We start from the raw sequence: 19,957 nt of genomic DNA on the forward strand, positions 1-19,957 counted from the left end.
TTCAAGCGGCTCGGCCTTTGCGTTGACACGCGTTTAGAAATTCCAGCGGGTGGAGAGCATTACGTTACGCGGGTCGCCGTAGTACACCGAGTTGTAGAAGCCGATGTTGGTGTAGTACTTCTTGTCGAACACGTTGTTGACGTTGAGGGTGGCTGAGACGTTTTCGGTGACTTGGTAGCGGGCCATTGCATCCACCACCCAAAGTGGGGCCTGGGAGAAGTTATCTGTGGTCATGGTGGTGTAGTTGTTGGTCAGCAGTTTCCAGCCGGTACCCTGCCAGCGTACGCCGCTGCCTAGGGTGAGTTTGTCCAGCGGGCCGGTCAGTTTGTAGGTGGTGTAGAGGTTGACCTGGTCTTCCGGTTCCCAGGTGGAGAGTTTCTCACCTTGTTTGTCGCGCATGACCTTGTGGGTGTAGCCCGCCTGCAATTGCCAGCCGGGGGCCAGTTCGCCGGAGATTTCCGCTTCGTAGCCCTTGGTCTTGGATTCAACCCCCTTATAGGCACCGTCCAGCCCGGGGATGCTGCCGCTCACGTAGCGGTCGTCGGTGACTGCGCGGTTGTCTTCGTGGACTTCAAAGTAGGCGATGCTGGCGTTGAGGCGGCCGTCAAAGAATTCACCCTTGAGGCCTACCTCATAGTTTGTGCCTTCATCCGGCTCGACCGGTTTGTCATTGATGTCGCGATACTCACGCTGCGGCAGGTAGATATCGGAGTAGCTGGCGTACGCCGAGAAGTTTTCGTTGAGGTCGTAGGTGATGCCGGCATAAGGCAGCACTTTGCCGGTGTCCTTGACCTGGCTGGTGCCGGTGACTTCGAAGTTGTTCACGCGGGTGCCGAGCATCAGGTGCAGGTCATCCGTCACGTTGAAACGCGCGGTCATGTAGCCGGCGCTCTGGCGTGTGGTTTCGTCGTTGTAGGCGGTTTCCGGGCCTCGGCCCGGCTTGGAGGCGTCGCCGTCCCAGTTGAAGTAGTCGTGGCTGTTGCCATCGCTGTATACAGCGCTGGTGTAGTTGCGGCCGGTCCAGCGCGAGCGCGATACCGAGGTGCCGACCACCAATTCATGCTCGCGGCCAAACAGGCTGAACGGTCCGGTGGCGTACAGGTCGCCGGTGTCGCTGATGGTTTCGCCGTCGTAGGCACGGGTCAGCAGCGAGGCTTTGCCAGTGGCGGCGTTTGGCGACAGCAAGGCCGAGAGCGGCGCGTTGTAGCCGTTGATCTGGTGGTTGTACTGCGCCTTGCCGACCCAGCCATTGTCGAATGTGTGCTCCAACGTCGCGAAGCCGGTTCGGGTGTACTGCTCCCATTTGCTGAACTTGGTGCCGTTGTTGAAGCCGCGGTGGGTGCTGATGCGATTGCCGTCGGAGTCATACAGCGAGGCCGAGCCAGACCAGCTGGAACCCTGGGGGTCGCTGTCCTGGTAGTCGGCGCCCACCGTCAGCAGCGTATCAGGCGCCAGGTCGAACTCGAGGATGCCGTAGTACACGGCGGTCTGGCGCTGGTAGTGGTCGAGGAACGAGTGTTTGTCCTGATAGGCCGCGACGGCGCGCCCTCGGACGTTGCCGGACTCGGTCAACGGGCCACTGGCATCGACTTCCGAGCGATAGTTGTCCCAGGAGCCCGCGCCCAGGTCGATGTAACCCTTGAACTCGGAAGTGGGCTTCTTGCGCACCATATTGATGGTGCCGCCAGGGCCGCCGGCGCCGGTGAGCAGGCCGGTAGCCCCCTTGAGCACCTCGACACGGTCGTAGATCACCGTGTCGGTGAGGGTGTGGCCGGAGGAATATTGCGCATCCTGCAGGATCGGGATGCCGTCGTACTGGAAGTTGCGAATGGCGAACCCGCGCGAGTAATACGACGTACGCTCACTGTCATAGGCCGCTACCGTGATCCCCGGCGTGTGGCGCATCACGTCGTCGATCGACTTGAGGCTGAAGTCATCCATGGCCTGGCGCGTTACCACCGAAATCGACTGCGGCGTTTCCCGTGGCGTCAGCACCAGGCGCGTCGCGGTGGCGATGGTTCCGGGGGTATAGGAGCCCGAGCCTTCGGTAATGGTGCCCAACTGGTTGGCACTCACCTGCGTCGCTTGCAACTCCACCTTGCCATCCTGGGAGACGGGTTTGGCCACCACCCGATAACCGCCATCTGCACGTTCAGCCTGCAGCCCCGCCGGGGCCAGCAAGCGCTCAAGGCCTTCTTCCACTGCGAAGCTACCTTGCAAACCGCTGCTTTGAACGCCGGAAGAAAGCGCTGAATCAATCCCGACCATCACGCCCGCCTGCTGCCCGAACGCCCCCAACACGCGGTCGAGGTTACCGGCGGGAATGTCATAGGCCTGACGCTGGGAGTGTTCCCCGGTGGTTACCGGGGTGGCGGCAATCGCGCTGTGGCTGGCAGTAGCCAGCGATAAACCGAAGATCACGGTGCGTAACGCGCTGGCGATGGGTGTGACGCGGGTGAGCATAAAGACTGTCCTGTCGAGAAGGGTTGGCGGGCGCTTTTTCAGCGTCTTACCTGTCTTGATGCTCGAGAACGGAAATACTGCCGGCCAGCGTAAAAAATAATCAAAACTAAGCCGGCACGACGGTGGCCAAGTAACCCCACACCCGTTGCACGCGCACCGGGAGTACCTTGGCCAGCAGGTCAAGACTGGCCTCCGGTTGGTCCAGCGAGAACGAACCCGATACCTGCAAGCCCGCCACAGCCGGGTCGCAGCGCAGCAGCCCGCGTCGGTAGCGATCGAGTTGGTCAAGCACCTCGCCCAGTGGCATGCGCTCGGCGATCAACAGGCCCTGGGTCCAAGCTTCGGCGGCGGGTGGCACGCGGGTCGGCTGCCCGCTCAGCAGGCTTTTGAAGCTCAGTTGCTGGCCGGCGTCCACGTGCGTGCGGGGGCCGTGCAACGGCTCAACCAGTGCGCTGCCGGAGAGCATTTGCACCTGCGTCCCCTGCTGGCGTGGCAGCCCGTGGCTGATGATCAACCGCGACAGCGCGGCTGGCCGTATCCAACCATTGGCGGTCCTGACCGCCCGGGTGTCGCTGGCACCGTTGGCCAGCAACAGCCTGCCCAGGTTGAGCGCCAGGCGCGCGCCCTCGACATCCACCGCGGTACGGGTATCCAGCTGCAATTCACCACCCTCGGCCAGCCGTACATGGCGCCGCTCCCCGGTGGCGGTGTGGTAATCGCTGAACAACTCCGGCAGCAACACCCGCTCGCGCACACTCAAGCCAAGGGCCGTGGCCACACTCAGGCCGGCAAAGCCCTTGAGCAAGGTGCGTCGCGAAACGGCACTGCGCGCCTGCAGCAATTGTCGCGCGCCGGGTGCCGTGAGCACGTGGGTGTTGAGGCGCATGTCGCGGCTCAGCCCGGCCAAACGCTGCCAGGCCAATTCGTGCTGGGGGTTCTCGTTGCGCCAGTGCTGGCAAGCCTGCTGCTCGGCGGCACTGCTGGTGCCCGACTGCAGGGCCACCATCCAGTTCAAGGCCTGGTCCAGCACGCTTTCGTCCAGGGGCTGATCGTTGGCGACCTTGAAGCGATTCATGGCGCGTACACCGCCAGGTAGCAATGGCGATAGGCCTTGAGCATGGCTTTTTGCACCACATTCACGCTGAGGTCCATGCGCGCGGCGATCTGTGGATAAGTCAGGCCATCGAGTTGCGACAGCAGGAATATCTCCCGCACCTTGCTACCCAACCCGTCCAGCACCTGCCCTACTGCGTCCAGCGCTTCGAGTACCAGCAAGCGGGTTTCCGGCGACGGCATGTGTTCCGGCTCCAGGATCGCCAGCGACTGTTCATACGCCCGCTCCAGGGCCTGGCGGCGAAAATACTGCCCGCACAAGCGGCTGGCGACGGTGGTGAGGTAGGCGCGAGGCTCGCGAAAAACCGGCACGGTGCCGCTGCTCAAAATACGCAGGAAGGTGTCCTGCGCCAGGTCCACGGCCTGCTCTTGCCCGCCCAGCTTGCGCCGCAGTAACTGCACCACCCAGCTGTGATGCTGGGCATAGAGTTCGCCCACCACCTGATGGGTTGTCGAGGATGAAGCCATGGGTGCGATATCCGACGGAAGACTTGAATAAGTCGCACATGGTAATACTTCTCATTAGACACGGGTTAGGCGTTTCTTTTCTTCGCGTCGACAGGGCAAAATATGCCGCTAAATGGACGCAACGCCCCCGGCGCTAAAAACCGCGGGCGGCAGTTTGGAATACAAGGACGATGTTGCAGTGAAGCGAAACTCGTATGCCTACTTAATACCGGTAGCTATTGGCCTGCTGCTGTTCACGGCGCTGATCCTGGCCTGGATGTTTATTCTCTGGCCGTCTGTGCACTTCAAACCGGTAGCGGAAAAGACCTGCCTGATCGCCGCGCCGATACTGGCGATTGGCTGGATGCTGCACCAGTGGCGAAGCAAGAACGCCGAGTTCCTGCGCAAAAAACTGCTGGATCGAGTGAAAGTGTTTCTCGGTGCGCTCATCGCGAGTGCCATGGTGATGGCCGCCCTGCTGGCAACGCTCATCATGCTTACCAGCACCACATTCAGCAGCTACATCACCGCCTACGAATACGTCGCGGGAGGCAGCCGTAGTTGTTCTGGCATCCAGGTATTCGATGCAGAAGTGAACAAAAAGATCAAAATCTGCCATGCCGGCAGCCGGGGTGATCGCGGTTGGGTGCAGGTGGAAAAGCGCAGCGGGCCGTTGGGCATTGTGGTGATCAACGCGTTGCGCCAGTGAAGCCCGCAGATTTCCCCATCTGTTCACGAAACGTTCAGAAACGCCGATAGATACTAGCCGAATGCCATGGCCGCTCCCCCGAGCGGCCCTCCTGCTTCGGTAGCCAGAACCCATGACGCGCCCCGCCCCTCTGCTGTTCCTTCTCGCCTGTTTGCTGTTCTTTTTTGCCCTCGGCAGCCATCAGCTACAAGGCTCCACCGAAGCCCGCGTGGCCGGGATCGCCATGGCCATGCACCTGGATAACAACTGGGTGGTGCCGCAGCTGTTTCGTGAGCCCTTCCTGGAAAAACCACCCCTGAGCCTATGGCTGGATGCCGGTGCGATTCGCCTGTTTGGCGGCACGACCTGGGCCGTGCGCCTGGCTTCGGCATTTGCCGGGCTGTTCAGCGTGATGTTGTTTTACGCGATGCTGCGCACCTTCGGGCGGCCGAAGACGCTGGCGTTCTGCGCCGCGCTGATTCTGGCGACCATGGCCAGTTACTGGGGCAATGTGCGCGGCGTGGGTGAAGATTCACTGCTCAGCCTCGGCGTGACCACCGCGCTACTGGCGTTCTACCAGGCGGTAAGGCCCGACCGCGAAGGGCCCAGCACGTGGGCATGGGCACTGTTTACCCTCGGCATGGTGATCGCCACCCTGAGTAAAGGCGTGCTGGGCCTGGCGATGCCGGGCGTTGTGATCTTTGTGTACCTGGCCAGCACCAGCCTGATCGACAAACGCTTGCGCATCGGCGACTGGCTCAAGCCGGCACTCTTCACCTTGTTGGCGTTGGTGCCGCTGCTGATCTGGCTGGGTTTCCTGTACCAGCGCGGCGGCATGCAGGCGGTGGCCGAAGTGCTGTGGACCAACAGCGTCGGGCGGTTTAGCGGCTCGTTTGTTGAAGCTGGGCACTACGAACCCCTCTACTACTACATCGCCAAGCTGCCCGAGGCGTTCCTGCCCTGGAATATCTTGGTGTACCTGGGCCTGTGGCATTTCCGCAAAAGCCTGGTGCAAAACCGCTACCGTTTGTTTTTCAGCGTGTGGCTGGTGGCGCAGTTCACCCTGCTGACCTTGGCATCCAGCAAGCGCACCGTGTACCTGATGGCCCTCACCCCCGCCGCCGCCGTGCTCGCGGCCGAATACGCGGGGGTGTTGCTGGCGTGGTTGAAAACGCACAAACCGGCGCTGTATCGCCACCATCGAGGCGTGATCGTGGGCGCGTTCACCGTGGCCATACTCAGTTACCTGACGGCCGCATTCTGGTTTGCGCCCAAGGCCGACAAGCGCGAGTCGTTCGTGCCGGTGATCAGCCAGGCCAAGGCCTTCCAGACCGAAGGCAAGGACGTGGCGCTGTTCCAGCCCAACGAGCGCATTGCCGGGGCCAGTGTGTTCTATCTGCAGGCCTACCTGCCGATCCTGCAAACCGAAGCCCAGTTGCACAGTTTTCTCAGCGCCAAGCCCGGCAACATTGCGTTGCTGGACAGCACCAAACAGCTGAGTGAGAAGGTAAACGTGATCAAGGAGATGAAAATCGGCCGCCAACCCTACTACTTCATCGAGCAGTAAGGCTGGCGTGGCACATCAGTGCTTGGTGACTTTGTCCAGGTAACCCATGGCAAAGGCCGAGATCACGAAGGTCATGTGGATGATCACGTACCACATCAAATGCTGCGGATCGACGTTCTTGGCGTCCATGAAGATGCGCAGCAGGTGGATGGAGGAGATCGCCACGATGGAGGCCGCCACTTTCATCTTCAGCGATGAAGAATCCATGGTGCCCAGCCAGTTGAGCTTTTCTTTGCTCTCATCGATATCCAGCTGCGAGACAAAGTTCTCGTAGCCGGAAATCATCACCATCACCAGCAAGCCGCCGACCAGGGCCATGTCGATCAACGACAGCAGCACCAGGATCAGCTCGGACTCCGCCATCGAGAACACGCTAGGCAGCAGATGAATCACTTCCTGGAAGAATTTCAGCGCCAGCGCCAGCAACCCCAGGGACAAGCCGAAATAGATCGGCGCCAGCAGCCAGCGCGAGGCGTACATAGCATTTTCGATAAAGCGTTCCATTGGTTCTCACACAGCTTGGCTAGAAATGGCGGCGAGTATACCAGCCGCCACCAACCACCTGTAACCGCGAGAAAACTGACCTGTGCGGCATCTGTAAGAGAATTTTTCTGCTAGTGTCGAGCCCATTAACTCGGCTCGATGACGTCGGACAGGAAAAACTCAGATGATGGATGTGCGATCCCCTTTGGCCAGCATTGGCCTGTGCGCGGCATTGCTGCTGGCCGGCGGCTGTTCCCCAAGCGATGAGCAGAAACAGACCAGCCTCGAAGAGAAAACCGCCAAGTTCGAACAGTCCCTCGACAGTATCCAGGACCCCAAGCTGCGCGACGCCATCGCCGACCTCGGCGGCTCGCTGCTGTTGCTCGAGCGCGCGCGGGTCAAGCTGGCCACCAAGCCCATCGAGGCCGAATACGGCGAGGACAGCCTGGCCCTGCTCAAGCACTACCCCACGCCCCAGGCGCTGGTGGACACCTACATCAATGGCCTGTTCGTGCTGCGCAGGGCCTCGCACTCTGACTACCTGACGGATCTGCAGCCGGTGTTCCCGTTCAATTTCAATGTGCCGGAGCAGTTCCCCTTCCCCCATGCCCTGGAATGGCAGTCCGTAACCTTGAGCAACAACAAGGTCGTGCCATTTCAGCCGGAATGGTCAGAGACCGACCCCGGCATCCAGCTCAGCCCCAGCAGCTCCAACCTGACCAACCCGGATGACCTGACGGTGACCTACCCGTTCATCGACGGCATCGAGACCGAAAACAAAAGCCAGCCGCAGCCCGTGAGCCTCAAGGGCGCGGTGGAAGTGATCGCGCCGGGCAAGGTGCTGGCATTCGACCTGTCGAAAAAGGATGTGGGCCACAAGCGCACCGAAGGCAACATCACCGTCAACCTGTTGCTGCTGGAAAAGAACTACGCCGAAATCGAACTGACCAACAGCCAGCCGCTGGCCCCGCAAGTCGGCGACGAATCGCCCAACCCCTTGCTCGTGCAGGCGCGGGACAGCACCGGGCAATTTCTTACACGCTCAGGCTCGATCAACGAAAGCACCGCGCAGGTGGAGTTTTATGAGCAGCAACTGGCCGAAATGCAGAAGCAGACAGCCTGGTCGGACGCCTTTGAAAAACGCCTGACCGATGAGCAGAAAGCCTTCGAACACAAGCAAAGCAGCCATTACGCCAAGGTCTATTTCAATGGCCTGATCGACAACCTGCAGATCAACGTGCTGGATTTCTCCACGGCCACGGTCACCCGTAAGGACCTCGACCTGCCGGTGCTGCGCTTCGACAAGAACAGCCTGGAAAAGACCGTGCAAGCCTTGCCGATGCCGGTCACCGTGTATGACGACAGCGCCGCCGGCTGGCTCAAAGACGCGACGATGACCGAGGAGCAACTGAAAAACAGTGTGACTATCAGCCAGTCCGTCGAAGACGCCAGCGCCGCGCACGTTGCGTTCGACCACCCATATACCTTCAATGACGACCTGGTCGGCAACGAGCGCAACAGCAGTGAATCGCCCGTGACCTTCTTCACCGCCGACGACAAAGGTCAGCGCGGCGAGCCCATTGAATTGCCCAGCGAAGCCTTTGAACTCAACCCGGCGCGCGGCACGCTCACCTACGACCTCAACCTGTTCCCAGAAAACCCGGCGTATGTGGTGGGCTCGATTCCGCTGTTCCTGGCCACTATCGACAAAGGCGAGATTGACGCGGCCAAGCTGCCCAAGGGCTTGACCCTCAAAGGCAACGCGCTGATCGTCGACCAGCAGGAATTCCCCGCCGACAGCTGGCGCTTCTACGCCAAGGATGCCAGCGGCAATTACCTCAAGGAAATCCTTGGCGTAAGCCACCGCGCCGAGGAATACGGCACGGCGTTGTTTGACGTGCACTATTTCTACGGCCAGCCAACGGCACTGGAAAGCTACCAGCGCACCGACCTGAGCACCGTGCAATACGGTTTCGAGGTCAAGCTCGACAAGCCCGAAAGCAAATGAGCGTGCCTACAGCGCCAATGGCTCATGGTGGCCATTGAGCTGGCGCAGATGGGCCTGCATGTGCAGGCACCAGATCTGCGGGTCATCCAGTTGCTCATAGCCGTGCAGCGTCAAGCTGTCGACGATGGACCCGAGGATGTTTTCTGCTGCGACGGGCCCTGGAAACGGCCCCTGAGACTTGATGGTGGAAGGCTGCTCGCCTGACATTCCGGCGGCAAACAACAACGTCCACATCCCGTTATCCCCCGCGAGAGGGCGAATGGAGCATTCGATACGGGTGACCAGGCCAAAGCACTGGCGGGTAAGGCAAAGGTTGCGCGGCATGGCGGCGACCCTCGGTAGATCGGCGTTCAGCCTCACTCATAGGGCAAGACTGTCTCTATCCAGCGACTCCTGTGGATATCCCTTGAGCAGAGAATAGAAGAAAAACCCGACAAACCAAGGTTGTAGGGACCAACGGTGTTGGCCCCCAGCGAGGGAGTCAATTTTGTGGCGAACTTATCGCACTCACAAATACAACACTGATCCAATGTGGGAGCGGGCTTGCTCGCGAATGCAGTCTGTCAGACACCCATTGACTGACAGACCCATCGCCTTCGCGAGCAAGCCCGCTCCCACATAAAACGCATCAGGTAGGTTTGGCTTCGGCCAACGCTTGTTGCGCCAACTCCTTCTCGGCTTCCTTGAGATCCTCCTCGCTGATCATCTCGGCAATCGCGCGCAAGCGCTCGACCACCCGCGCGTTCACCGTGCCTTCCGGGAACTGCCCCTCGGCGTCCGGCTCACCGGCATCCTCGCCCACCAACAGGCTCAGCGCCTCATCCGCCTGGCGCACCGCATAGATGTGGAACTGCCCGGCGCGCACGGCTTGCAGCACCTTCTCGTCGAGCATCAAGGTTGCGACGTTAGCCTGGGGAATGATCGCGCCCTGCTCGCCAGTCAAACCGCGTGCTTCACAGAGGCGGAAGAAGCCTTCGATCTTCTCGTTGACCCCGCCCACCGCCTGCACTTCACCAAACTGGTTGATCGAACCGGTGATGGCAAAGCACTGCTTGAGTGGCGTTTTCGACAACGCCGAGATCAACGTGCACGCCTCGCCCAGGGAGGCGCTGTCGCCATCCACGTAGCCGTAGGATTGCTCCAGCGCAATGCTTGCCGAGATCGCCAGCGGGAATTCCTGGGCATAGCGGCTGCCCAGGTAACCGGTGAGGATCATCACGCCCTTGGAGTGAATCGGCTGGCCCAGGTTTACTTCGCGTTCGATGTCGACAATGCCGCTGCCGCCCGGGTACACCGTGGCGGAAATGCGTGCCGGCACACCAAACGCCGAGTCGCCGACTTCCAGCACCGTGAGCCCGTTGCACTTGCCCACCGCCGCACCGGCGGTGTCGATCAGGATCACCCCGGCGAGCATGTCGTCAAGAATCCGCGCCGACACGCGGCCAGTGCGGGTGGCCTTGGCCTTGAGCGCGCGTTCGATGTGGCCGGCGTCGGTCATCTCATCGCCGGCCAGGTGGCGGATAAAGTCCGCCTCGCTGACCAGCTGAAACAGATCGCCGATTCGCGCCGACAAACGCCCCTGGTGTTCCGCCAGGCGGGCGCTGTAGGTGGCCAAGCGCGCCACCGCGTCCGAGGTCAGCGGCGCCATGCCTTCTTCCGAGGTGCGGGTTTTGAGCAACTGCGCGAACTGCTCCAGGCTTTCGTCGACCATCGGGATGTCTTCGTCGAAATCCACCAGGACGCGGAACATCTCCTGGAAGTCCGGATCGGCATCCTGCAACGCGTAGTACAGCTGGCGCGAACCGATGATGATCACCTTGACCTGCAACGGAATCATCTGCGGGTTGAGGGTCACGGTGGCCAGGCGGCCCAATTCGCCCAACGGTGATTCCATCTTCAACTTACGCGACTGCAGGGAGCGCTTGAGGGCGTCCCAGACAAACGGCTCGCTGAGCATTTTTTCGGCTTCCAGAATCAGGAAGCCGCCATTGGCGCGGTGCAAGGCTCCGGGGCGCAGTTGGCGATAGGTGGTGTAGAGCGCGCCCTGGTCGGTGCTGTATTCGATGCGACCGAACAGGTTGTCGTAGGTCGGATGCGGCTCAAATACCACCGGCGCGCCGCCGTTGACCGGATGGCCCACCACCAGGCTCGGGCAATACTGTTCTTCGAGCAGCTTGCGGGCCTGGGCGTCGGTCTTCGCGTCGTCCACCAATTGCTCGACCACGGTTTTCAGCAGGTAAACCTGCATGGCTTGCAGGTAACCGCAGACGGCGGCGTTTTCCGCATACTTTTCCGACAGCGGCGCGAGCAACGGCTGAAGGGCAAGGGTGATGGTTTCTTCGTTGAACTGGCGCAGTTGGTTGTTCGACTCACGCTTCCACTGCGGCAGGCTGGCGAGTTCTTCGTTGAGGCGTTCTTCCAGCTCGGAAATATCCGTGTGGAAACGCTCGCGGTCGGCTTCCGGCAACTGCGAAAACTCGGCTTCATCCAATGCCTTGCCGTCGAGCATGGGGGTGAAGGCGATGTTGGTGCTGTCGCGGTACAACGCCACGTCCTTTTCCAAGGCCAGGCGTTCGATCACGTCCAGCGCCTTGTCGTAACGCTGGTTGAAGGCGCGGTCGATGGCGCTTTTGCGCTGTTGGTAGGTGGGGTGTTCGAACACCGCCGGGAACGTCGCGACCAGGTTGTCGACCAGGCCATTGATATCGGCGATGAATGCCGCCGCTGCGCCGCCCGGCAATTCCAGGGCGCGGGGCTCGCGGGGCTCATCGAAATTATTCACATAGACCCAGTCCGCCGGGGTCTGCAGGCGTTTGCCTTCGGCTTTCAGGTAGCGTTTGACGAACGAAAAGCGGCCGGTACCCGGCTCGCCCATGACAAACACGTTGTAACCGGGGCGTGGCATGGCCACACCGAACTGCAAGGCTTCAACTGCACGTTCCTGGCCAAGCACACCGCGAAAGGGCTCCAAATCATTGGTGGTCGAGAAGCTGAACTGTTCAGCGGAGAAAGGGCGAGTCAGCGCTTCGGGCGCTAGACGCAAGCTGGCAGCAACAGGATCAGGCATCGGGCTTCCTTACATCAGGCGGGGCAGATGACGGCATTCTGGCTCCCCCTTGCGCGCTCTGGCAAGGCGAGCCGTAGGGAAAGCATAGTCACGCGAGACCGTCCGCAAAAAAATCTCGACATGTTTGATTGTTTTATAAAAACACACGGAACCCTTGGAACATGCCTAAACTCCAAATTGCGCGGGTTGGACTAATAACTGACCCCTAGGGCGCTACGACGCGCCTGAACCCTTGTCCATTGGTTTGCACACAAAGAGAACAAAGCTATGAAACGGATCCTTCTCGGTACTCTCTTCACCGTCGTCTCCCTCAATGCAATGGCTGAAGCACCAGGCGGCCCGAACTGCGGTTGGGGCAACATGTTGTTCGAAGGCCAGCGCGGTACTCCAGCGCACTTCCTGGCTTCCACCACCAACGGCACCTCGGGTAACGCCACCTTCGGCATGACCTCGGGCACCAACGGTTGCAGCACCAACAGCGCGCTGACCTACGGCGGCAAGTCCTGGATTGCCATGAATGGCATGATGAACGAGCTGTCCGAAGACATGGCCAAGGGCAATGGCGAAGCGCTGACCACCTACGCCGTGGTACTGGGCGTGGCGCCAGAAGATCGCGAGCACTTCGCGGCCGTGACCCACGAGCACTTCCAGCAGATCTTCAGCAAAGCTGACGTGACCGCTGACGACGTGCACAACAACACCCTGGCTGTACTGAAAAGCGATGCCCGCCTGGCGAAATACGCCAGCACTCAGGCTTAAGCTCGATCCGCCCGCGCCTTTCGGGGCGCGGGTTTTAATTTTTGGACCCGCCTCCCCTTTGGGTCTCACTTTTACCGACTTAAGTTGCCCCTATGCTCAAACGCTTTGCCTGGCTGGCACTCTTCGCTTGCGCCCCGCTGTATGCGGCACCGCATCTTGATGATCAACGTTTGCAGCAATTGGCCAACGACCCGTTCTGGTTATCCCTGGGCCACTACGAAGCCGGCAAGATCAGCGGCTGGCGCAGCTATGTCAGCGACAAAAAATTCTTCCTCGCAGCTGATGGCGCCCACCATCCGGATGCCGAACTCAAGGCCACCGTAGAAGCACTGTATGCTCCGGCCAGCCTGGGTGAGAAACACGCCCAATGCGTTTACCCCGCACGCACCCGCTGGCTCAAGGCGCAGTTGAACCTGACCGACCTGCCCGCGCTGGAGTGCAAGGAATTCACCCAATGGTTCAAGGACGTCGCGCCCCATAGCGCGGTGATGATTTTCCCGGCGGCCTACCTCAACAGCCCATCGTCGATGTTCGGCCACACCCTGCTGCGCATCGACCAGGCCGACGTACAGAGCAACAACACCGCGCTGCTCAGCTATGCGATCAACTTCGGCGCCTATATCGAAGGTTCGGACAACAGCATCCTCTATGCCTGGAAAGGCCTGATGGGTGGCTACCCCGGCCTGTTCGCCCTGGTGCCCTACCAGGAAAAGCTCTCGGAATACCGTAGCCTTGAGAACCGCGACCTGTGGGAATATCGCCTGAACCTCACCGAAGTCGAGACCAAACGCATGGTCGAGCACGTTTGGGAGCTCAAGCAGATCCAGTTCGACTACTTCTTCTTCGACGAAAACTGCTCCTATCGCCTGCTGGAACTGCTGCAAGTCGCACGCCCCGGCCTGCGCCTGACCGAACAGTTTCCACTCACGGCCATCCCTACCGACACGGTCAAAGCCGTGAAGGACGCGGGCCTGGTAGAAAAAATCGACTACCGCCCGTCCCGTGAGCGCGAGCTGCTGGAACGCGCCAAGCCACTGGACGGCGACGAGCAGGAATGGGTGTTGAAGGTCAGCGACGACCAGAAACAATTGCAGGAGCCCGCCTTCAAAGCCCTGCCCCGCGAGCGCCAGGCCCTGATCATCGACGCCGCCTATCGCCTGGGCCGCTACCGCGCCAATGGCCTGGAGCGCGACACTGCACGCTCCCAGCGCAGCTTCGAACTGCTGCGCGCGATCAACCAGAACCCGGCGCCCGACCTGAAGATCACCCCGCCTGGCCTGCCGGAAAACGGCCACGAATCACGCACCTGGCAAGCCGGCATCGGCACCCGCGGTGACAAGGCCTTCGGCGAATACGGGCTGCGCATGGCCTACCATGACCTTAACGACAACGCCGAAGGCTTCCCGCTGGGCGCGCAGATCGAGATCCTGCAGATGAAACTGCGCCAGTACGAAGGCAACCACTGGCAACTGCAGCAACTGGACCTGGCCACCATCCGCTCCCTGACCCCGCGCAACGCCCTGCTGCAGCCCTGGTCATGGCAAGTCACCGGCGGCCTGGAGCGCGTACCCGGCAAACACGACGACGAAACCTTGGTGGCCCACGTCAACGGCGGCGCCGGCGGCACCTGGCAACTGCGCGACGACATGCTCGGCTTCGCCCTCGGCACCGTGCGCGTGGAGCACAACAACGACTTCAGTGAAGCCATCTCCCCAGCGGCCGGCTTCAATACCGGCGTGCTGTGGAAAAACCCACTGGGCAACCTCAGCCTGGAAGCCAAGGGCGACTTCTTCACCAATGGCGAAGTTCGCCGCAGCATCAGCCTGAACCAGCAGTGGGAACTGTCCCGCAACCTCGGCCTGCGCCTGAGTGCCCAACGCGAATACAGCCACCTTTCCACGCCAGTGAATGAAGTGATGCTCGAAGTGAAGTGGTATCACTACTGATCGACGACCCCATGTGGAAGAGGGCTTGCTCCCGATAGCGGTGCATCAGTAACAGCCAGGCTGACTGACCCACCGCATTCGCGAGCAAGCCCGCTCCCACACTTATGTGTGCCTGGCCTGAATCCTATGCCCACCGCCGATCAAATGTGGGAGGGGGCTTGCCCCCGATGGCGATGCATCAGTAACAGCCAGGCTGACTGACCCACCGCCATCCCAGGCAAGCCAGCTCCCACACTTATGCGTGCCTGGCCTGAATCCTATGCCCACCGCCGATCAAAGGTGGGAGGGGGCTTGCCCCCGATGGCGATGCATCAGTAACAGCCAGGCTGACTGACCCACCGCATTCGCGAGCAAGCCCGCTCCCACACTTATATGTGCCAGGCCTGAATCTTGCGCCCACCGCCGATCAAATGTGGGAGGGGGCTTGCCCCCGATGGCGATGCATCAGTAACAACCACGCTGACTGACCCACCGCATTCGCGAGCAAGCCCGCTCCCACACTTATGTGTGCCAGGCCTCAATCCTGCGCCCACCGCCGATCAAATGTGGGAGGGGGCTTGCCCGCGATAGCGGTGCATCAGTAACAGCCAGGCTGACTGAACCACCGCCTTCGCGAGCAAGCCCGCTCCCACATTTGGCTCGGGTATATTCGTTGCTCCATCCAATCAGGAGCTCCAAATTGGCCGAGCATGCCGTTCTAAAATAGGACATTGAAACAAGCCTTAAGATAAACCTGTGGCGAGGGAGCTTGCTCCCGTTGGGCTGCGCAGCAGCCCTAATAAAGAACAACCGGGTGAGGCTGATACTCCTCAGCGCAAGGTTCTGGGGCTGCTACGCAGCCCAACGCGGGCAAGCCCGCTCGCCACAGGTACAGGTACAGGTACAGATATAGATACAGGTGCAGATGCCGGTGCAGGTGCAGGTGCAGATGCAGGGCTGGCTGCTCAAAATCCAAGACGTCCAACACCTTTCTCACCTTGCTTTCACACCTCCCCGACAAATCCCTAACTAAACTTCCCCCTATCAGCCGTGAAACGGCCAGGGAGTACGCCATGTGGCGGTCTGCGGTATTGCTGTGTGCAATGGTGTGGCTGACGGGTTGCCAATCAACCCATCAGGATTTACTCGCCAAAGGTTATCCACCGGCCTTTGCCGATGGTTTTGACGACGGCTGCAGCAGCGGCCGCCAGGCCGCAGGGGTGATCAGCGGAGAGTTTCGCAAGAATGTGCCGCGCTATCTGAAGGACCGGACTTACGCCGAAGGCTGGGAGGACGGCTTTCGCCAGTGCAAAGCCATGCGTGAGAACGAAGAGTTGCGCGACTACAAGGATAACCACTGGGACGACCGCGAGCGCGCCTGGCAGCAGGAGAAGGACCGCGACGCCGCGCGGGCTTATCGCTCGCAATAGGTCGCTTTCAGACATCCATCGAAACTAATGCGCGGCGACCATGGCCCAAACTCCATAGAGGGAGAACGTCATGAGCCGTGCTTTTGTAAATGAAGACAATGCTGCTGCCCAGGCTGATCAGCCGGTAGAACGCCAGGTCAGCGGGCAACCCAACCGCCTCACTGCGCAAGGCTTGGCGCAGTTGCAGGCCAAGGTTGCGCAGTTGCAGCAGGCATACAGCGTCGAATCCGCCAAGGGCGACAAGCAGCGCCAAGCCGATCTTGAGCGGGATTTGCGCTATTTCAATCAGCGCGTGCAAAGCGCGCACGTGGTGCCGCCTGCCACCTCCACCGACAAGGTGCAGATCGGCAGCTGGGTCACCTTCGCCAACGAGCAGGATGAGCAGCAGCGCATCCAGTTGGTCGGCGAAGACCAGGCCGATGCCGGCGCGGGCCTGATCAATTGGGGTTCACCTTTGGGCCGTGCATTGCTCGGCGCCCAGGTTGGCGACGAGGTGCTGTGGCAGCGCCCCGTCGGCGATCAATTGATCGAAGTGCTGCGCATCGAACCCGAGGTTTAGACGATGCCTTGGGCCAGCATCGCGTCGGCGACTTTCACGAAGCCTGCGATGTTCGCGCCCTTCACGTAGTTGACACGGCCGTTTTCTTCGCCGTAATGCACGCAGGCATGGTGGATCGACTGCATGATGTTGTGCAGTTTGCTGTCCACTTCGCCAGCGCTCCACAGCAGGCGCATGGCGTTCTGCGACATTTCCAGGCCACTCACGGCTACACCGCCGGCGTTGGAGGCCTTGCCCGGGGCGAACAGAATGCCCGCCTCGATAAAGATATCCACCGCCTCCAGCGTGGTCGGCATGTTGGCGCCTTCGGCCACACAGATGCAGCCGTTGCGCAGCAGGGTGCGGGCGGCTGCGGCGTCGAGTTCGTTCTGGGTGGCGCAGGGCAGCGCGATGTCGCACGCCAGTTCCCAAGGCGTTTTGCCTTTGCAGAATTCCAGGCCGAAACGCTCGGCCAATTCGCTGATGCGACCGCGTTGCACGTTTTTCAGCTCGAGCAGGGCCGACCATTGCTCCTCGGTCAAACCGCTTTCGGCGTACAGGGTACCTTCGGAGTCAGATAGGGAAATCACCTTGCCGCCCAGGTCCATCACCTTGCGCGCCGCGTATTGCGCCACGTTGCCGGAGCCGGAAACCGCCACGCGCTTGCCTTCAACCCGCTGGCTGTTGCGCTTGAGCATTTCTTCGGCGAAGTACACGCAGCCGAAACCGGTGGCTTCCGGGCGGATCAGGCTGCCGCCATAGGTCATGCCCTTGCCGGTGAGCACGGAGGTGAATTGGTTGCTCAGGCGTTTGTACTGGCCAAACAGGAAGCCGATTTCGCGAGCGCCCACGCCAATGTCACCGGCCGGCACGTCCACATCCGCGCCGATATGGCGGTACAGCTCGCTCATGAACGACTGGCAGAAGCGCATCACTTCGGCGTCGCTCTTACCTTTGGGGTCAAAGTCCGAGCCGCCCTTGCCGCCGCCCATGGGCAGCGAGGTCAGGGAGTTCTTAAAGGTTTGCTCGAAGGCGAGGAACTTCAACACGCCCAGGTTCACCGACGGGTGGAAGCGCAGGCCGCCCTTGTACGGGCCGATGGCGCTGTTCATCTGGATGCGGAAACCGCGATTGACCTGGACCTTGCCATGATCATCCACCCACGAAACCCGAAAGGTAATCGCGCGTTCCGGCTCGCAGATGCGTTCCAAAATGCCCGAGGTCAGATAATGCGGGTTAGCTTCGAGAAACGGCCACAGGCTACGTAGGACTTCTTCTACAGCCTGGTGGAATTCTGGCTGGTCAGGGTCGCGTTTCTTCAGGCGGGCAAGGAAGGATTCGACGGATTCGATCATGAAAAGTCTCGGCAAATTGATTGTTTTTAAATGAGATTGGGCCGGACCTTAGCAATTCAGATTGCACCTGAAAAGCGCAAAATGTCGCCTTTGTGAATTTAAATGGTGCATTTGATATAAATAGCCAAGCGTTTTCGCACCAGTAAAGGGATTTCAATTTAGATCATGCACCAATAGTTAAACTGCTTTCGCGAGCAAGCCCGCTCCCACATTTGATCGAGTTCCAGCTTTGGAATGCAGTCGAATGTGGGAGCGGGCTTGCTCGCGAATGAGCCCAACTCGGTTTCCCTGAAACACACGCAAAAAAAAGCGGAGCCCGAAGGCTCCGCTTGTTTAAACCAACCCAAATCAGGCCAGTTTTTTGTGCCGTACACGGTGCGGCTGAGCAGCTGCTTCGCCCAAACGCTTTTTACGGTCCGCTTCGTACTCGGTGTAGTTGCCTTCGAAGAACACCGCTTGCGAGTCGTCTTCGTACGCCAGGATGTGGGTGGCCACGCGGTCAAGGAACCACCGATCGTGAGAGATCACAATGGCAGCGCCCGGGAAGTCCAGCAGGGCTTCTTCCAGGGAACGCAGGGTTTCAACGTCGAGGTCGTTGGACGGTTCGTCGAGCAGCAGCACGTTGCCGCCCTCTTTCAGGGTCAGGGCCAGGTGCAAGCGACCGCGCTCACCACCGGACAGGTCCTTGACGAACTTCTGCTGGTCGCCGCCCTTGAAGTTGAAACGGCCAACATAGGTGCGCGACGGGATTTCATAGTTGCCGATACGGATCTGGTCCGAGCCATCGGAGATTTGCTGGAATACCGTCTTGCTGCCGTCCAGGTCTTCGCGGCTCTGATCCACACAGGCCAACTGCACGGTTTCGCCCACTTCGATGGTGCCTGAATCCGGCGTTTCCTTGCCCATCAGCATGCGGAACAGGGTCGACTTACCGGCACCGTTACCACCGATAACGCCGACGATCGCGCCTTTTGGCATGGAGAACGACAGGTTGTCGATCAACACGCGGTCGCCATAACCTTTGGAAACGTTCTTGAATTCGATGACCTTGTCACCCAGGCGCGGGCCGGCCGGGATGTAGATCTCGTTGGTTTCGCTGCGCTTCTGGAATTCCTGCGATTGCATTTCTTCAAAGCGTTGCAGACGGGCCTTGGATTTGGACTGGCGGGCCTTGGCGCCTTTGCGCACCCACTCCAGTTCTTCCTTCATGGCTTTTTCGTGGGCCGATTGCTGCTTGGATTCAGCCGCCAGACGGTCGGACTTGGCTTCCAGCCAACCGGAGTAGTTGCCCTCGTAAGGGATACCGGCTCCACGGTCGAGTTCCAGAATCCAGCCAGCCACGTTATCCAGGAAGTAGCGGTCGTGCGTGATCGCAACCACGGTGCCCGGGAAATCGTGCAGGAAGTGCTCCAGCCAGGCCACGGAATCGGCGTCCAAGTGGTTGGTCGGTTCGTCGAGCAGCAGCATGTCGGGGGCCGACAGCAGCAGGCGGCACAGGGCCACACGGCGCTTTTCACCACCGGACAGGAATTCAACCTTGGCATCCCACGCCGGCAGGCGCAGCGCATCGGCGGCGACTTCCAGCTGGCGCTCCAGGTTGTGACCATCGCCGGCCTGCAGGATGGCTTCGAGCTTGGCCTGTTCGGCGGCCAGTTTGTCGAAGTCGGCGTCTTCGTCGGCGTAGGCCGCGTAGACTTCGTCCAGGCGCGCCTGGGCGTTCTTGATCACGCTGACGGCTTCCTCGACCACTTCACGCACGGTCTTGGTCGGGTCCAGGATCGGCTCTTGCGGCAGGTAACCGATGTTCAGCTCGGGCATTGGACGGGCTTCGCCTTCGAACTCGGTGTCGACGCCGGCCATGATTTTCAGCAGCGTGGACTTACCCGAACCGTTGAGGCCGAGCACGCCGATCTTGGCGCCGGGGAAGAAGGACAGCGAAATGTTTTTAAGGATTTCCCGCTTCGGCGGAACAACTTTTCCCAGCCGATGCATGGTGAATACGTATTGAGCCATGGTAAACCTAGCGTCAGTGACTGATGAATTAAGCGGGCGAAACCCGTGCCAGGCCATGCGCCGCGCGGGCCGTTGATGGTCATCAATGCCTGCGTACGAAA

The 19,957-nt window shown here is 60.5% G+C and carries 15 protein-coding genes; 7 read left to right on the forward strand and 8 right to left on the reverse strand.

The genetic code is table 11. The annotated features are described in order from the left end of the window. Positions 1–33 precede the first annotated feature (33 nt). The 3 genes from CXQ82_RS27010 to CXQ82_RS27020 form a co-directional block, all read right to left on the reverse strand. Entirely contained in the window at positions 34–2,463 is a 2,430-nt protein-coding gene (locus CXQ82_RS27010) for a TonB-dependent siderophore receptor (RefSeq protein WP_101273068.1), read from the reverse strand. Between the two features lie 106 nt (positions 2,464–2,569). Next, positions 2,570–3,538 carry a DUF4880 domain-containing protein gene (locus CXQ82_RS27015; protein WP_101273069.1) on the reverse strand — a complete coding sequence of 323 codons (969 nt, stop codon included), beginning with the start codon at positions 3,536–3,538 and terminating at the stop codon, positions 2,570–2,572. Next, complete coding sequence (locus tag CXQ82_RS27020; RefSeq protein WP_101273070.1) at positions 3,535–4,044, reverse strand: sigma-70 family RNA polymerase sigma factor; 510 nt, start codon at positions 4,042–4,044, stop codon at positions 3,535–3,537. The genes CXQ82_RS27015 and CXQ82_RS27020 overlap by 4 nt, the downstream gene beginning before the upstream one ends. Before the next feature lie 112 nt (positions 4,045–4,156). On the opposite strand from CXQ82_RS27020, the gene CXQ82_RS27025 reads away from it, so the two are divergent. Together CXQ82_RS27025 and CXQ82_RS27030 are read left to right on the forward strand one after the other, a co-directional pair. Beyond that, positions 4,157–4,732 carry a hypothetical protein gene (locus CXQ82_RS27025; RefSeq protein WP_157832197.1) on the forward strand — a complete coding sequence of 192 codons (576 nt, stop codon included), beginning with the start codon at positions 4,157–4,159 and terminating at the stop codon, positions 4,730–4,732. A 112-nt stretch (positions 4,733–4,844) separates the two neighbouring features. Next, positions 4,845–6,278, forward strand: coding sequence for a glycosyltransferase family 39 protein (locus CXQ82_RS27030; protein WP_101273072.1), 1,434 nt, complete (start codon positions 4,845–4,847; stop codon positions 6,276–6,278). Between the two features lie 15 nt (positions 6,279–6,293). Here the strand turns inward: CXQ82_RS27030 and CXQ82_RS27035 are convergent, their stop codons facing one another. Continuing rightward, positions 6,294–6,782 (reverse strand): TIGR00645 family protein, encoded by a 489-nt coding sequence (locus CXQ82_RS27035; RefSeq protein WP_016976786.1) that lies wholly within the window; start codon positions 6,780–6,782, stop codon positions 6,294–6,296. 163 nt (positions 6,783–6,945) lie between these two features. Between CXQ82_RS27035 and CXQ82_RS27040 the strand changes: the two genes are divergently transcribed. Next, the gene (locus tag CXQ82_RS27040) at positions 6,946–8,769 is read left to right on the forward strand and encodes a hypothetical protein (RefSeq protein ID WP_101273073.1); all 1,824 of its coding nucleotides are present in this window, start codon (positions 6,946–6,948) and stop codon (positions 8,767–8,769) included. A gap of 6 nt (positions 8,770–8,775) precedes the next feature. Here the strand turns inward: CXQ82_RS27040 and CXQ82_RS27045 are convergent, their stop codons facing one another. Both CXQ82_RS27045 and CXQ82_RS27050 read right to left on the reverse strand, forming a co-directional pair. Then, entirely contained in the window at positions 8,776–9,093 is a 318-nt protein-coding gene (locus tag CXQ82_RS27045) for a hypothetical protein (RefSeq protein WP_101273877.1), read from the reverse strand. 304 nt (positions 9,094–9,397) lie between these two features. After that, complete coding sequence (locus tag CXQ82_RS27050) at positions 9,398–11,836, reverse strand: Lon protease family protein (protein ID WP_101273074.1); 2,439 nt, start codon at positions 11,834–11,836, stop codon at positions 9,398–9,400. 267 nt (positions 11,837–12,103) lie between these two features. On the opposite strand from CXQ82_RS27050, the gene CXQ82_RS27055 reads away from it, so the two are divergent. The 4 genes from CXQ82_RS27055 to CXQ82_RS27075 all read left to right on the forward strand — a co-directional run bounded on the left by CXQ82_RS27055 (position 12,104) and on the right by CXQ82_RS27075 (position 16,509). After that, a complete protein-coding gene (locus CXQ82_RS27055) occupies positions 12,104–12,595 on the forward strand; it encodes a DUF3015 domain-containing protein (RefSeq protein ID WP_101273075.1) in 492 nt (163 codons plus the stop codon). A 92-nt stretch (positions 12,596–12,687) separates the two neighbouring features. Then, positions 12,688–14,541, forward strand: coding sequence for a DUF4105 domain-containing protein (locus CXQ82_RS27060; RefSeq protein WP_101273076.1), 1,854 nt, complete (start codon positions 12,688–12,690; stop codon positions 14,539–14,541). A gap of 1,052 nt (positions 14,542–15,593) precedes the next feature. Next, on the forward strand, positions 15,594–15,950 hold the full coding sequence (locus CXQ82_RS27070; RefSeq protein ID WP_101273078.1) for a hypothetical protein: 357 nt from the start codon (positions 15,594–15,596) through the stop codon (positions 15,948–15,950). 70 nt (positions 15,951–16,020) lie between these two features. After that, the gene (locus CXQ82_RS27075) at positions 16,021–16,509 is read left to right on the forward strand and encodes a GreA/GreB family elongation factor (protein WP_101273079.1); all 489 of its coding nucleotides are present in this window, start codon (positions 16,021–16,023) and stop codon (positions 16,507–16,509) included. On the opposite strand, the gene gdhA is transcribed toward CXQ82_RS27075, so the two are convergent. Both gdhA and ettA read right to left on the reverse strand, forming a co-directional pair. Further along, positions 16,506–17,843 carry an NADP-specific glutamate dehydrogenase gene (gene gdhA, locus CXQ82_RS27080; protein WP_101273080.1) on the reverse strand — a complete coding sequence of 446 codons (1,338 nt, stop codon included), beginning with the start codon at positions 17,841–17,843 and terminating at the stop codon, positions 16,506–16,508. The genes CXQ82_RS27075 and gdhA overlap by 4 nt on opposite strands. A gap of 348 nt (positions 17,844–18,191) precedes the next feature. Further along, positions 18,192–19,856 (reverse strand): energy-dependent translational throttle protein EttA, encoded by a 1,665-nt coding sequence (gene ettA, locus CXQ82_RS27085; protein ID WP_101273081.1) that lies wholly within the window; start codon positions 19,854–19,856, stop codon positions 18,192–18,194. Between the last annotated feature and the right edge of the window lie 101 nt (positions 19,857–19,957).

Source organism: Pseudomonas sp. S09G 359 (assembly GCF_002843605.1).
GTDB lineage: Bacteria > Pseudomonadota > Gammaproteobacteria > Pseudomonadales > Pseudomonadaceae > Aquipseudomonas.

Bases quoted from the DNA above. Each gene is read 5' to 3' on its own strand.
- CXQ82_RS27010 (WP_101273068.1), bottom strand. From the start codon at position 2,463: ATGCTCACCCGCGTCACACCCATCGCCAGCGCGTTACGCACCGTGATC.
- CXQ82_RS27015 (WP_101273069.1), bottom strand. From the start codon at position 3,538: ATGAATCGCTTCAAGGTCGCCAACGATCAGCCCCTGGACGAAAGCGTG.
- CXQ82_RS27020 (WP_101273070.1), bottom strand. From the start codon at position 4,044: ATGGCTTCATCCTCGACAACCCATCAGGTGGTGGGCGAACTCTATGCC.
- CXQ82_RS27025 (WP_157832197.1), top strand. From the start codon at position 4,157: ATGGACGCAACGCCCCCGGCGCTAAAAACCGCGGGCGGCAGTTTGGAA.
- CXQ82_RS27030 (WP_101273072.1), top strand. From the start codon at position 4,845: ATGACGCGCCCCGCCCCTCTGCTGTTCCTTCTCGCCTGTTTGCTGTTC.
- CXQ82_RS27035 (WP_016976786.1), bottom strand. From the start codon at position 6,782: ATGGAACGCTTTATCGAAAATGCTATGTACGCCTCGCGCTGGCTGCTG.
- CXQ82_RS27040 (WP_101273073.1), top strand. From the start codon at position 6,946: ATGATGGATGTGCGATCCCCTTTGGCCAGCATTGGCCTGTGCGCGGCA.
- CXQ82_RS27045 (WP_101273877.1), bottom strand. From the start codon at position 9,093: ATGCCGCGCAACCTTTGCCTTACCCGCCAGTGCTTTGGCCTGGTCACC.
- CXQ82_RS27050 (WP_101273074.1), bottom strand. From the start codon at position 11,836: ATGCCTGATCCTGTTGCTGCCAGCTTGCGTCTAGCGCCCGAAGCGCTG.
- CXQ82_RS27055 (WP_101273075.1), top strand. From the start codon at position 12,104: ATGAAACGGATCCTTCTCGGTACTCTCTTCACCGTCGTCTCCCTCAAT.
- CXQ82_RS27060 (WP_101273076.1), top strand. From the start codon at position 12,688: ATGCTCAAACGCTTTGCCTGGCTGGCACTCTTCGCTTGCGCCCCGCTG.
- CXQ82_RS27070 (WP_101273078.1), top strand. From the start codon at position 15,594: ATGTGGCGGTCTGCGGTATTGCTGTGTGCAATGGTGTGGCTGACGGGT.
- CXQ82_RS27075 (WP_101273079.1), top strand. From the start codon at position 16,021: ATGAGCCGTGCTTTTGTAAATGAAGACAATGCTGCTGCCCAGGCTGAT.
- gdhA (WP_101273080.1), bottom strand. From the start codon at position 17,843: ATGATCGAATCCGTCGAATCCTTCCTTGCCCGCCTGAAGAAACGCGAC.
- ettA (WP_101273081.1), bottom strand. From the start codon at position 19,856: ATGGCTCAATACGTATTCACCATGCATCGGCTGGGAAAAGTTGTTCCG.